The sequence below is a fragment of the Agromyces hippuratus genome (genome assembly GCF_013410355.1).
Taxonomy (GTDB): domain Bacteria; phylum Actinomycetota; class Actinomycetes; order Actinomycetales; family Microbacteriaceae; genus Agromyces; species Agromyces hippuratus.
Genome location: NZ_JACCFI010000001.1, coordinates 3,554,728 through 3,567,651, shown reverse-complemented (window position 1 = coordinate 3,567,651; position 12,924 = coordinate 3,554,728). Strand labels below are relative to the sequence as shown.

Below are 12,924 nucleotides of genomic sequence, written 5' to 3'. Positions count from 1 at the left end.
TGCCCGCGTCGACCGTCACTGGTCGACGCGGGCAGCGTCGCTCGTCGGATACGCCTCAGCGACACGCCTTCGAGCGCTCGATGAGCTCGTCGGAGGGGCGGCCGTAGAGCCACTCGCCGTTGCCGTTCGCATCGGTGTGCCCCATGCCGATCGCCCACGCGACGGCCCACGGCTCGTTGTCGTTCGCGTACTCGCCGACGATGTCGTAGCACTTCGAGGTGATCGCGTGGCCGACCTCGTGGGTGACGAGCGCGGCCATGACCGGGTCGCCCCACTGTTCCGCGATGCTGTTCGAGAGCGTGATCGTCGAGAGGCCGCCCTCCCAGGTGTCCCAGGTCGCAGTGCCTCCCGCGGAGCCGTTCTCGCCGTAGCCGATCACGATCGGGGCCCAGTCGAACTCGAGCAGCACGCCGCCCGCGATCGACCGGGCGTACGCCTCGACCTCGACACGGCGGTCGTAGAGCGGGCCCGCCTTCTCGGCCTCTTCGGCCGCGTGGGTCGACTGCAGGGCGGCGGCCGCAGCGACGTAGGCGTCGATGCGCGCTGCGGCGTCGTACCCCCACGTGCTGCCGGCGAGCTGCTCGACGCTGTTGCGGTACTCGATGCGCTCGACGTTGCGCGCGGATCCGTTGGCGGCCTCGACCGCGGCGGCGACCGGCGCGATGGCGTCGAGGTACGCGACGCCCGAGTCGGTGACGGCATCGTCGGCGACGGCGAGATCCGCGGCGTACGCGTCGGCCTCGGCGGCCTGGGCGGTGAGCCGTTCGGTCTCCGCGCCCAGCAGTTCGGAGGCGTGGTCGAGGTCGGCGAACCAGATCGGGCGCGAGAGCGGCCGGGTCGGTTCGGCGAACTCCGTCTCGGGCGCCGAGGCCATCAGCGAGTCGAAGTCGGCCGTGACCGCCGTCAGCGCGGCGTTCGCCTCGGCATCGACGAGCGGGTCGGGTGCGGCGAGCACCGACGCGGCGATCTCCGCGGTCGCCGCGGCATCCGTCTCGACGACTGCGACCGACTCGCCGACCGCCTCGGCCTCGGCGACGGCGTCGCGATGCGCCGCGACCGCCGCGTCGAAGCGGAGGTTCGCGATGGCGGTCGCGGCGAGCACGGCAGCGGAGAGGAGGAGGAACAGCGCCACGCCGAGCACCGTCCAGGCGACGGCCGCGCGCGATCGACGCGGGGCGGGAACACCGATCGCGGCCGGTGCCTGGCCGAGTGGATCGAGCGTCGCGCTCGGGGCGGATTCGAGGGTCACTCGTGAAGTATCCCCGGTCGTGAGCGGCCGGGCAATCCGAAGAACTCGGGGCGCGCATCGAGCCGGCATTCAGCCGACACACGGGCGGCGTTCGGATGGCTCCCGGCGGGCTCCCGACGACCGGCGGCATCGACCAGTTGAGTTGGACGCTTGACTGGGACGATCGACCCACAATACGCTGCCTCCAACGAGCAAGGAGGCTCAGATGGCGATCGATCATGCACGCCCGTACCGTGTCCGTTCCGAACGCACCACCGAGCAGGGAAAGCGCAGGTGGCGATCCAGAACCCTGGGTCTCGCCCTGGCAGCTGCACTCGCGACATCCGCACTCGCGGCGCTTCCCGCCGCAGTGAGCACCGCACCGGCCGAGGCGGCGACGTCCGACTGGTGGGAGGCGCCGAACCGCCCCGCCGAAGACGTCGAGCTGAACGTCACGGGCGCACCGTTCACCGGCACCGACGCCAACGGGGAGGTGCAGGGCTTCATCGACTCGCACACCCACCTGAACTCCAACGAGGGCTTCGGCGGACGCATGATCTGCGGCGCGCCGTTCTCGCCCGACGGGGTCGCAGCCGCCCTGAAGGACTGCCCCGACCACTACCCCGACGGCAGCGCCGCGCTCTTCGAGAACCTCGTCAGCGGCGACGCTGACGGCAAGCACGACCCGGTCGGCTGGCCGACCTTCACCGACTGGCCCAAGACCACCTCGATGAGCCACCAGGCCTCGTACTACGCCTGGGTCGAACGCTCGTGGCGCGGCGGCCAGCGCATCCTCGTCAACGACCTGGTCACCAACGGCGTGATCTGCTCGCTGCCGATCATGCCGAAGGACCGCTCGTGCGACGAGATGACGGCGATCCGTCTCGAGGCGCAGAAGGCGCGCGAGATGGAGGCCTACATCGACGACATCTACGGCGGCCCCGGCAAGGGCTTCTTCCGCATCGTCACGACACCGGCCGACGCACGAGCGGTGATCGAGCAGGGCAAGCTCGCGGTCGTGCTCGGCGTCGAGATGTCCGAGCCGTTCGGCTGCAAGATGATCCTCGACGTCGCGCAGTGCTCGACGGCCGACATCGACCGCGGACTCGACGAGTTCGAGCAACTCGGCATCTCGAGCATGTTCCTCTGCCACAAGTTCGACAACGCCCTCTGCGGCGTGCGATTCGACACCGGCACGCAGGGCACGATCATCAACGTCGGACAGTTCTACTCCACCGGAACGTTCTGGCAGACGGAGACCTGCCCGACCGCCCGTCACGACAACCCGATCGGCGACGCCACGGTGCCCGAGTTCGAGGAGCAGCTGCCCCCGGGCGTCGAGGTGCCCGAGTACTCGGCCGGCAAGAACTGCAACACGCGCGGCCTCACGAGCCTCGGCGCCTATGCGCTCAAGGCCATGATGGCCCGCAACATGATGGTCGAGCTCGACCACATGAGCGTGAAGGCGGCGGAACGCGCCCTCGACCTGCTCGAGGCCCAGGGCTACCCGGGCGTGCTCTCGAGCCACAGCTGGATGGACTCCGGCTGGACCGAGCGGCTCTACCGCCTCGGCGGGTTCAAGACCGGCTACCCGCACGACGCTGCGGGCTTCATCGGCGAGTGGCAGGAGGGCAGCGCGCTCCGCGCCCAGTACGACAAGGGCTACGGGTTCGGGCTCGACTTCAACGGCGTCGGCAGCCACCCGGCAGCCGACAGCGCGCCGGTCGACATCACCTACCCGTTCACGAGCGCCGACGGCGGCACGACCATCGACCGCCAGGTCAGTGGTCAGCGCACCTTCGACATCAACGTCGACGGCTTCGTGCACTCGGGCCTGGCGCCCGACTACGTCGAGCTGCTGCGCCAGTCGGGCGGCGGCGACACCCTCGTCTCCGACCTCATGCGGGGCGCGGAGTCGTACCTGCAGACGTGGGAGGCGACGAGCGACTACTCGAGCGCGTCGAACCTCGCGACCGGCAAGCCCGCATCGGCCAGCTCGAGCGAGTGGAACCCGTTCACGAGCTACGCTCCCGGGCGCGCCGTCGACGGCAAGGCCAACACGCGCTGGGCGAGCGGCAACTGGGGAGTGAACCCGCAGTGGCTGCGCGTCGACCTCGGCGCCTCCGAGCCGGTCAGCCGGGTCGTCGTCGAGTGGGAGTCCGCCGCGGCGAAGGCCTACGAGGTGCAGGTGTCGCAAGACGGTCAGACCTGGACCACCGTCTCGTCGGTGACGAACGGCAACGGCGGGCTCGACACCGCGTCGTTCGCCGCGACGAGCGCCCGGTACGTGCGCGTGCTCTGCACGGTGCGCACGACGGAGTACGGGTACTCGATCAAGGAGCTCGGAGTCTTCTCGAACTGAGCCCCTGACTCGAACCGACCACTGACGACACGGGCGGATGCCGCGGCGCGAGCCGCGGCATCCGCTCGTCTCAGTTCGTGGCGCCCACGAAGGCCTCGCCGAGCGGAGTGCGCACGTGCAGCACCCGCGCACCCCGGCGTTCGCTCGCGATGAGCCCGCTCTCGCGGAGCACGGTCAGGTGATGCGATGCGGTCGAGGGGGCGAGGCCGCTGTCGGCCGCGACCTGGGTCGTGGTGCGCGGGTCGTGCGCGCTGAGGAGGATTCCGGCGCGTGCCGGGCCGATGAGCGCGCCCAGCGATCGCGACGCGGCGGCCGGGTCCTTCGCCCACGTCTCGGTGACCCCTTGCGCCGGGTAGAAGAGCGTGGGCTGGGCCGGCGGTTCGGTGAGCACCGCGCACCCGAGGCCGCCCATGACCGACGGCACGAGCACGAGCCCGCTCCCCCGGCAGTCGACGAGTTCGCGGTGCCTGCGCAGGCGCACCCGCACGACGTCGCCCTGCCAGGCGACCGACTCGTGCAGGCCGGCGACCATCACGGCGATGCCCTGGGTCGTGATCCGCCGGGCTCGCACGGCGATGTCGGCGCGCAGCAACCGCTCGAGCTGCGGCCACACCGGTTCGAGCACGGCGTGCCACACCTCGCTCCACGCCGCGGCGATCATGGCGCGCGCGTGCAGCGGCTGCTCGATCATGCGGCCGATGGCAACTCGCCGAGCACCCGTCGATCGGGCCAGCATCTTCGCGAGGTCGGCGCGCAGCAGCTCGGGAGGTACCGCCGCGAGCCGCTCGGCCTCGTCGGCCGGGGTCAGATCCCAGGTCGGGGTCGCGGTGAGGAAGTCGGGGAAGTACCCGGCCTCGCCGATGATCACCGCCATGAGCTCGAACGCGTCCTGCGGCACGCGACTCCGCACGCTCCGCAGCCACCCCCACTGCAACGGCTGCTCCTCCGGGCGCTGCAGCACCCGCACGGCATGGCACAGTTCGTGGCCCGGCGAGATGCCGAACCGAATCGCCGAGATGTCGTCGGGTGCGAGCTGGAAGTCCGCGAACATTCGATCCACGTCGAAATGCTACCGAGGCGGATGCCGCGGGCGCAGCCTTGTTCCCATCGGAACCACCGCACATCGGAACCAGCGCACGCCCACCACGAGAGGACTCCCCCATGACCGCCACGACCTCGATTCCGCCGATCGTGCCCGCCGACGCGATTCGACTCGGCTCGGGCCGAACCCTCCGCTTCGAAGGGCGCGACCACGGCGCCGCCGTCTCGTACTTCCTCGTCGACAACGACCCCGGCCAGGGGCCCGACCTGCATCGCCACCCGTACCCCGAGACCTGGATCGTGCTCGAGGGCGAGGCGCTGCTCACGATCGGCGAGCAGGAGCTCGTCGCGACCCCGGGCGACACGGCGACCGCCCCCGCCGACACCTGGCACCGCTTCGTCGCGACGGGCACGAGCCGCCTGCGCATGGTCTGCATCCATGCGTCCGACGTCATCGTGCAGGAGTTCGCCGAGTAGCGCCGGGCACGCCGCACGAGGCAGCGTACGGTCGGCCTCGACCGGCCGGGTGGCCGCGGCAGCGTGAGGCACCGCAGACGGCCGGCCATGACATCGGTGCCCGAGAGGTCGTCGAACCTCGCGCCGTCGGCGCCGACCGCCCGGAATGCGCATCACCCTGAGATCCGCCCAGCGTGAGCACTGAGAAAACCTCAGTGTGCTGCACGGATGCGGCGGCGGTCCTCGGCGCGCACGCTTGGCGGATCATCCACATTCACGAGTGCGTCGAGGAGACGACCATGACCGAATCACCGGCCGCGCAGGCCGCATCAGCCCCCACCGCCACTGCCACCGCATCGCCCGAGTCCGGCCCGACCGCGACCGACCCGACCACGGCCGACCGAGCCCTCAAGACGAAGCACCGGGCGATGTGGGCTTCGGGCGACTACCCGACGCTCGCCGCCGATCTCATCTGGAGCCTCGGCCCGGTGCTCGTCGACGCGGTCGGCGTGCGACCGGGCGACCGGGTGCTCGATGTCGCGGCCGGTTCCGGCAACGCGGCGATCCCCGCCGCGCTCCGCGGCGGCGCCGTCGTCGCGAGCGACCTCGCTCCCGAGCTCTTCGACGCCGGCCGACGCCGCGCGCACGAGGCAGGAGCCGAGCTCGAGTGGCGCGAGGCCGACGCCGAGGCGCTGCCGTTCGACGACGCCGGGTTCGACGCGACCGTCTCGTGCGTCGGCGTCATGTTCGCACCGCATCACCGTCGCGCGGCCGGCGAACTGCTGCGCGTGACCCGTCCCGGCGGTCGCATCGGCGTACTGAGCTGGACGCCCGAGGGCTTCATCGGCCAGATGTTCAAGACCATGAAGCCGTTCGCGGCACCGCTGCCCGAGGGCGCCGAGCCCGCTCCGCTCTGGGGCGACGAGCAGCACGTCCGCGAGCTGTTCGGCGACGACGTCGACGACATCGAAGCTCGACGGCAGACCGTCACCGTCGATCAGTTCGCCTCACCAGAGGAGTTCCGCGACTACTTCAAGCGGAACTACGGACCGACGATCGCCGTCTACGGCCGCATCGCCGGCGACCCCGACCAGGTTCGCGCCCTCGACGATGCGCTCGTCGAGCTCGCCCGTTCCCACGGTCTCCGCACCACCGGCGATGCCCTGCAGTGGGAGTACCTGCTCGTCACCGCCCGCCGAGCCTGACCACGGTCGGCGCATTCCCGGAAGGAACATCATGTATCTCAGCGAGGACTACCTCGTGTTCGAACTGCACCACCGCGGCGAGGAGCGCCTGAACCGCGAGCTCGAGCAGCGTCGACGCATCGCCGATCGCGATGCCGAGAGCGCAGCGGCGCAGGTGACGGATGTCTCGCGCCCGCCGTTCCTCGTACGGTGGCGGCGACGCCTCGCGCTGTCGACGACCGCCGTGTTCGGAGCCGGCCACGGCGGAGGGCCCGCCCCAGTCGCGTCGTGACCCGAGCCCCCGACGACACCACCCGCCCAGTGCGGCGCGCGATCCCCGCGTCTACACTGGGCGTCGTGGCGGGCGAATCGCTCACGCCCCGCGAACGCGCGGTGCTCGCCGCCATCGAGCGGCGCCTCAGCAACCCCGAGATCGCAGCGGAGTTGTTCATCTCCGTGCGCACGGTCGAGAGCCACATCGCGAGCCTCCGACGCAAGCTCGGTGCCGACAGCCGGGCAGCACTCGTCGCGGCGGCGGGCGAGCGGCACGAGGCATCCGTTCGGCTGCCGCGCGACGCCTTCATCGGCCGCATCGCCGATCTCGACGCGGTCGCCGCCCTCGTCGACGAGAGCGGGTGGGTGACGATCGCGGGGCCCGGCGGCGTCGGCAAGACCCGACTCGCCCTCGAGTTCGCGAGCCGGCGGCACGGCGAGCGGGCACCGGTCGTCGTCGAACTCGAGCATGCCGAGTCGGGCGACGTGGTCGCCCGCGTCGCCCGCGCCTTCGACCTCGAGTCGAGCCAGGGCACCGACATCACGGCCGCCCTCGCGGTGGCGCTCGGCGCCCGCCCCTACCTGCTCGTGCTCGACAACGTCGACCGCGTCGGTCCGACGGTCGGCGAGGTCGTCGGCCGCCTGCTGGCCAGCACCCCGGACCTCGCGGTGCTCACCACGTCGCGCACCCCGATCGGCGATGCCGGCGAGCGCGTGCACAGCCTCGCGCCGCTGGACGCCTCGGGCACGGATGCCGCGGCGACCGAGATGCTCCTCGAGCGCCTCGGCGCCCGGGGCCTCGTCACCACCCCGGCCGAACGCGACCTCGCCGGCGAGATCGCCGCGCGGCTCGACGGGCTGCCGCTCGCGCTCGAGCTCGCCGCGGCGTGCGCCCGCCACCTGTCGCTCGCCGAACTCGCCTCCCGTCTCGAGCGCGACTTCGCGACCCTCGACCGCGCCGTGCCGACGGGCCGGCACCGCACCCTCGACACGGCGTTCGACTGGACGTGGGACCTGCTCACCGACGACGAGCAGCAGGTGCTCTGCCGCCTCGGCGCACTCCCCCGCACCTTCGACGTCGACCTGGCCGCCGCGGTCACGCACCCCGGCGCCGAGGGCGTCGTGCTCCGCCTGCTCGACCATTCGATGCTCGTGCCCGCGGGCGGGCATCCCCGCCGGTTCCGGCTGCTCGCGGTGATGCGCGAGTACGTGCTCGCGCGGAGCGACCCCGCCGACGTGCGCGACGTGCTCGCGCGGCACGCCGAGTACCACGCCGACCTCGCATCGAGATTCGTCGTGCACGCCCGCACCGATGACAGCCACGAGGCGATGAGCCTGTCGACCCACATGTGCCCCGAGGTGAACGCGGCATTGCGCTGGGCGCTGGCAGCGGGGCATCCGTGCGCCCTGCCGCTCGCCGCCGACCTCGCGATCGGCATCGAGCAGTACGGGTCGGATGTCGACAGCGTGCGCACGCTTGCCATGGCGGCACGCGACGATCGCCTGCTGTCGTCGGCGTCGGCCGATGACCTGCTCGCGATCGGCAACGCGCTCTCGTACTTCGACGTGCAACTCGTCGACGAGCTCGCCGAACGCGCCCTCGCCATCGCCGACGACGACCGGTCGCAGCTCGCGGCGCACCATCTGGCGGGCCTCGCCGCCGCGTATCGGCGCCGCACGGAAGACGCCGTCGGTCACCTCGCGATCGCGGAGCGGCTCGCCCTCGCCCTGCACGACGACTGGGAGCTCGCCGCCGTGCACCAGATGCGGGGCATCGCCGTGCGCGGCCCCGAGCTCGCCGATGCAGCAGCGGCCATCGCCGAGTTCGATGCCGCGATGCGCGCGTACGCCCGGGCGGGCGACGCCACCCACGTCAGCAACGCCCGGTACATGATGGCCCTCACGGCGGCGGAATCGGGCCAAGAGCCCGAGCAGGCGGTCGCGTGGGCGGCGGAGTGCGCCGACTACGCACGTGCGACGCACAACGACCACGAACTCGCGCATGCCGAACTCGTGCAGCAGATGCTCGAGGTTCCGGGCGTCTCGACCGGAATCGACGAACTCGTCGACGTGTTCCGACGCCTCGGCGATGTGCGGTGCACGACGCGCAGCCTGATCCTGCAGGCCGATCGGGCCGAGCCGTCGCGACGCACCGTCCTGCTCGAGCAGGCGCTCGGATTCGCCGACTCAGCGGGTGATCGCGCGAACCAGACCGCGATCCGAGAGCGCCTCGGTGCCGCAGTACGGTGAGGATCCGCGAGCGACGACCGATGCGCACCTGCTAGAACTGCGGGATGGGTGTTCGCATCATCGTCATGGGCGTGTCCGCAGTCGGCAAGTCGACCGTCGGCCGGTTGCTCGCCGAACGGCTCGGCGTGCCGTTCCGCGACGCCGACGACCTGCACCCGGCCGCGAACGTGGCGAAGATGGCATCGGGCGTCGCGCTCGACGACACCGACCGCGGACCATGGCTCGATCTGGTCGGCGCCGAGCTCCAGGATTCGACCACGGGCGTCGTGATCGCGTGCTCCGCACTGAAGCGCACGTACCGCGACCGGCTCCGCCACGCAGCGCCGTCGACCGTGTTCGTGCACCTCCACGGCTCCCACGAGCTGCTCGCCGCGCGGGCGGCGGCGCGCGCCGGCCACTTCATGCCGGCGAGCCTGCTCGATTCGCAGCTCGCCGCGCTCGAGCCGCTCTCGATCGACGAGACCGGCATCACGGTCGACGTCGCCGGCGCCCCCGCCGAGATCGTCGATCGCGCCGTCGCCGGCCTGGGCCCGTTCTTCGAGGCGATCACACCCCGATCGTGAGCGCCGCGGTGTACCCGCCGGCGACCGAGCCCGACATGCTCGCGATCTGGTGGATGCCGCCGTCGTCGCGGAAGACGTTGTCGCTCGAGAGACTCACCTGAGACACGTTCCGCACGCTCTGCTCGTAGCCGCTCGTCGCGTAGACGAGGTCGTTGACCTCTTCGGGCAGGGCGATCTGCGAGGTCTTCACGATCGGGCCCGACGCGACGGCGTTCGCCACGTCGGAGTACACCTCGAAGTGGATGTGCGGCCACCGGCCGGAGTAGCACGCGGGATAGATCGAGGTGAAGCGCACGGCGCCCATCGAGTCGGTCTCCTGCACGCCGCGCAGGTAGTTCTCGTGCTCGACGCCGGGCGAGTACAGCGAGTAGTCGCCGTCGCGGTCGCAGTGCCAGAGGTACACGCCGGCGCCGACGAGCGCACTGCCGGTCGCGGCATCCCGCACCGTCAGCTCGATCGTGAGCGGCACGCCCTGCGCGACCGTCGTCGACGAACCGAACGACGAGCGGATGTCGCCGCGCACGATGCCCGAATCATCGAGCACGTTGACGCCGTTCGAGCCGTCGGCCGGGTATGGCCCGCCGGTCTCGTCGGGCACCTCGTCGAGGGGGCCGGATGCCGCGGCCGACGCCGACGGGCTCGGCGTCGCACTCGGGGTGCCGCTCGCCGTGGCGCTCGCGCTCGGCGCCGGTTCGCCGCCCGAGCAGGCGGCGAGCAGCGTGGTCAGACCGATGCCGCCGAAGATACCGAGCATGCGGCGGCGGTCGACGAGCGTGCGGATGTCGTAGACGAGGCCGCGGTGGTCTTCATCGATCTCGTCGCCGTGCTCGTCGAGCCAGCGCTCGTCGGTCGTGGGCCGGTGGCTCGTCATGGGCTGCTCCTCAGGTCTCGTCAGAGCACCAGCATGTGCAGCCGCGCAATGGTCGTGCTGTGCGTCGTCGATGAGCCGCCTATGCCGAGTCACTCTCCGGTGCGCAGGTGCACCCGCTCCCCCTGCACGCTCATCAGGTTGAGGATCTCGGCGGGTTCGGTCGACGCGCTCGCGTGGCCGTGCGGAACCCGGGTGTCGAACTCGGCGGCCTCGCCGGGTTCGAGCACGATCTCGTCGTCGCCGAGCGCGAGCCGCACCCGGCCGCTGAGTACGTAGATCCAGTCGTAGCCGCCGTGCGCCTGCTGTTCGACGGGCTCGTCGGGCGGATGCCCCGGCAACACCATCTTGAAGGCGTGCAGGTCGGGGTTCTGCCGGGTGAGCGGGATGACGGCCGTGCCGTTCCGGTAGAACGGCTTCGGGTGCACGCGAGGGTCGGCGATCTGGGGCGCGCCGACCAGGTCGTCGAGGTTCGCCCGGTACGCCGCCGCGATGCGGATGAGCAGTTCGAGCGTCGGCCGCCGCAGTCCCGACTCGAGCCGTGAGAGGGTGCTCGTCGAGATGCCGGTCTCTGCGGCGAGTTCGGCGAGCGTGTACCCGCGGCGGAGGCGCAGCTCGCGCAGCCTCGGCGCGACGGCGCTCAGCATCGTCTCGAGATCGTCGGCCATCCGATCTCCTTGCCGTTTCAGCAACGAACGTTGCGCGTAGCTCAGGCTATCGCGAAGCTGAGGGCATGCAACAGGAACCGTGGGATGTCATCATCGTCGGCGGCGGCAGCGCCGGACTCAGCGCGGCGCTCATGCTCGTGCGCGCCCGGCGGCGCGTGCTCGTGCTCGACACGGGCGCGCCCCGCAACGGCGTCGCCGCGCACATGCACGGCGTGCTCGGCCGAGACGGCTGGTCGCCGCTCGAACTGCTCGAGCGCGGGCGCGAGGAGGTCGCGCGCTACGGAGGGGTGGTGCGCGCGGCGGAGGTCGCCGGCGCCGCACCGGAGGTCGCGGATTCGAACCGCGCGCTCTGCTTCACCGTGACCCTCGACTCCGGTGAACGGCTCAGCGCTCGCCGCCTGCTCGTGGCGACCGGCCTGCGCGATGAGCTGCCAGACCTCCCCGGCCTCGCGGAGCAGTGGGGAACCGGCGCGGTCGTCTGCCCGTTCTGCGATGGCTGGGAGGTGCGCGATCGACGCATCGGCGTGCTCGCGACCGGCCCGCGAAGCGTGCACCAGGTGCAGATGCTCCGGCAGTGGTCGCCGTCGGTCACGTTCTTCACGAACGGGGCCGAGCTCGACGGCGACGACTCGGCCGGCATGCTCGCGCGTGGCATCGCGGTCGAGACGCGAGCCTGGGCGAGTGTGACCGCCGACGAAGCGGCCCGGCTCAGCGGCATCCGGCTCGCCGACGACGCGGTCATCGCCATCGATGCGATCTTCCTCGGCCCCCGTCCCGTTCCCAACGACGCCCTGCTGACCGGTCTCGGTGCCGCGACCGCCCCGGCGTTCGGCGACGGCGACTGGGTCGGCGTCGACCCGACCGGCCGCACGAGCATTCCCGGCGTGTGGGCCGCCGGCAACGTCGTCAACCCGGGCGCGAGCGTGCCGATCGCCGCCGGCGCCGGCAGCCTCGCAGGCATGACGATCAATTCCGACCTCATCGAGGAGGAGATCCGCGAGGCGCTCGCCGGTTGACCTCGATGGGGGTTCCCCTCACCGGCCGTGCGGCGAACAATGGGGGCGGAGGGGAAGGAGCTCATCATGGGAGTCATCGTCGTCGACCTGTTCGTCACGCTCGACGGGGTGTACCAATCGCCGGGCAGCCGCGATGAGGACGCCGAGGGAGGGTTCCCGTTCGGCGGCTGGCAGGGCGCGTACTTCGACGCCGAGTCGGGTGCGGCGATCGGCGCCGACATCGAGCGCGTCGACGCCCTGCTGCTCGGCCGCAAGACCTACGACATCTGGGCCGCGTACTGGCCGTTCCAATCGGACGACATCGGAGCCAGGTTCAATGCCGTGCCGAAGTTCGTCGCCTCGCACTCGCTGACCGAGCCGTCGTGGGCCGGCACGACGGTCGTGACGGATGTCGCGGCCGAGGTGCGCGGCATCCGCGACCGCTTCGACGAGACCCACGTCTTCGGCAGCGGCGACCTCGTGCGCACGTTGCTTCGGGAGGAGCTCGTCGACCGCATCAACCTCTGGCTCTACCCGTTGGCGCTCGGCACCGGCAAGCGGCTCTTCGCCGAGGGCACCGTTCCCGCCGCCTTCTCGCTCGTCGAGCCTCCGGTCGCCTTCCCGAAGGGGTCGATCCAGCTCGTCTACGAGCGGGCGGGCGAGCCGGTCACGGGCGTCGACATGAGCACGATCGATGAGGCCGGGGCATGAGCGAACGAGAGACGGGCCGGGCACGGCTCGACGAGATCGCGCCCGCGCTGCTGGCGCTCCCGGATGTCGCGATCGGCCGGATGTTCGGCTCCGACGGCGTCTCGGTGCGCGGCAAGCTCTTCGCGTTCGTGGCGAACAGCGGCAGCCTCGTGGTGAAGCTGCCCGAGGCACGCATCGACGAGCTCCGACTCGACAACATGGTCATGCGCGGTCGCCCGATGCGCGAATGGGCGGTGGTGCCGTTCGACGACGGCGTCGACCGCTGGCGCGAGGTCGCGGGCGAAGCGCATGACTTCGTCGACTCGATCACGCCGTGATGCTCCGC

General features: G+C 71.4%; 13 protein-coding genes. 9 read left to right on the top strand and 4 right to left on the bottom strand.

Features of this window, described 5'->3' with window-relative positions:
• Positions 1-55 precede the first annotated feature (55 nt).
• The gene (locus BJY17_RS16660; RefSeq protein ID WP_179552356.1) at positions 56-1,249 is read right to left on the bottom strand and encodes a hypothetical protein; all 1,194 of its coding nucleotides are present in this window, start codon (positions 1,247-1,249) and stop codon (positions 56-58) included.
• 205 nt (positions 1,250-1,454) lie between these two features.
• On the opposite strand from BJY17_RS16660, the gene BJY17_RS16655 reads away from it, so the two are divergent.
• Positions 1,455-3,590, top strand: coding sequence for a galactose-binding domain-containing protein (locus BJY17_RS16655; RefSeq protein ID WP_179552355.1), 2,136 nt, complete (start codon positions 1,455-1,457; stop codon positions 3,588-3,590).
• Between the two features lie 70 nt (positions 3,591-3,660).
• Here the strand turns inward: BJY17_RS16655 and BJY17_RS16650 are convergent, their stop codons facing one another.
• The gene (locus BJY17_RS16650) at positions 3,661-4,641 is read right to left on the bottom strand and encodes an ArsR/SmtB family transcription factor (protein ID WP_179552935.1); all 981 of its coding nucleotides are present in this window, start codon (positions 4,639-4,641) and stop codon (positions 3,661-3,663) included.
• A gap of 110 nt (positions 4,642-4,751) precedes the next feature.
• Between BJY17_RS16650 and BJY17_RS16645 the strand changes: the two genes are divergently transcribed.
• The 5 genes from BJY17_RS16645 (at position 4,752) to BJY17_RS16625 (ending at position 9,357) form a co-directional block, all read left to right on the top strand.
• On the top strand, positions 4,752-5,108 hold the full coding sequence (locus BJY17_RS16645) for a cupin domain-containing protein (RefSeq protein ID WP_179552354.1): 357 nt from the start codon (positions 4,752-4,754) through the stop codon (positions 5,106-5,108).
• A gap of 407 nt (positions 5,109-5,515) precedes the next feature.
• On the top strand, positions 5,516-6,292 hold the full coding sequence (locus BJY17_RS16640) for a class I SAM-dependent methyltransferase (RefSeq protein WP_246304110.1): 777 nt from the start codon (positions 5,516-5,518) through the stop codon (positions 6,290-6,292).
• A 31-nt stretch (positions 6,293-6,323) separates the two neighbouring features.
• Positions 6,324-6,563, top strand: coding sequence for a hypothetical protein (locus BJY17_RS16635; protein WP_179552352.1), 240 nt, complete (start codon positions 6,324-6,326; stop codon positions 6,561-6,563).
• A gap of 65 nt (positions 6,564-6,628) precedes the next feature.
• Positions 6,629-8,794, top strand: coding sequence for an ATP-binding protein (locus tag BJY17_RS16630; RefSeq protein ID WP_179552351.1), 2,166 nt, complete (start codon positions 6,629-6,631; stop codon positions 8,792-8,794).
• Between the two features lie 44 nt (positions 8,795-8,838).
• Positions 8,839-9,357 (top strand): gluconokinase, encoded by a 519-nt coding sequence (locus BJY17_RS16625; protein WP_179552350.1) that lies wholly within the window; start codon positions 8,839-8,841, stop codon positions 9,355-9,357.
• Here BJY17_RS16625 and BJY17_RS16620 read toward each other — a convergent pair.
• Positions 9,341-10,228, bottom strand: a complete 888-nt coding sequence (locus tag BJY17_RS16620) for an intradiol ring-cleavage dioxygenase (RefSeq protein ID WP_179552349.1) — start codon at positions 10,226-10,228, stop codon at positions 9,341-9,343. The two genes, BJY17_RS16625 and BJY17_RS16620, sit on opposite strands and share 17 nt — an antisense overlap.
• Positions 10,229-10,317: 89 nt before the next feature.
• Positions 10,318-10,893 carry a helix-turn-helix domain-containing protein gene (locus tag BJY17_RS16615; RefSeq protein WP_179552348.1) on the bottom strand — a complete coding sequence of 192 codons (576 nt, stop codon included), beginning with the start codon at positions 10,891-10,893 and terminating at the stop codon, positions 10,318-10,320.
• Between the two features lie 65 nt (positions 10,894-10,958).
• On the opposite strand from BJY17_RS16615, the gene BJY17_RS16610 reads away from it, so the two are divergent.
• The 3 genes from BJY17_RS16610 (at position 10,959) to BJY17_RS16600 (ending at position 12,916) form a co-directional block, all read left to right on the top strand.
• A complete protein-coding gene (locus tag BJY17_RS16610; RefSeq protein ID WP_179552347.1) occupies positions 10,959-11,909 on the top strand; it encodes an NAD(P)/FAD-dependent oxidoreductase in 951 nt (316 codons plus the stop codon).
• A gap of 66 nt (positions 11,910-11,975) precedes the next feature.
• Complete coding sequence (locus tag BJY17_RS16605; protein WP_179552346.1) at positions 11,976-12,599, top strand: dihydrofolate reductase family protein; 624 nt, start codon at positions 11,976-11,978, stop codon at positions 12,597-12,599.
• Complete coding sequence (locus BJY17_RS16600) at positions 12,596-12,916, top strand: TfoX/Sxy family protein (RefSeq protein WP_218889940.1); 321 nt, start codon at positions 12,596-12,598, stop codon at positions 12,914-12,916. Before BJY17_RS16605 ends, BJY17_RS16600 begins: the two co-directional genes overlap by 4 nt.
• Positions 12,917-12,924 lie beyond the last annotated feature (8 nt).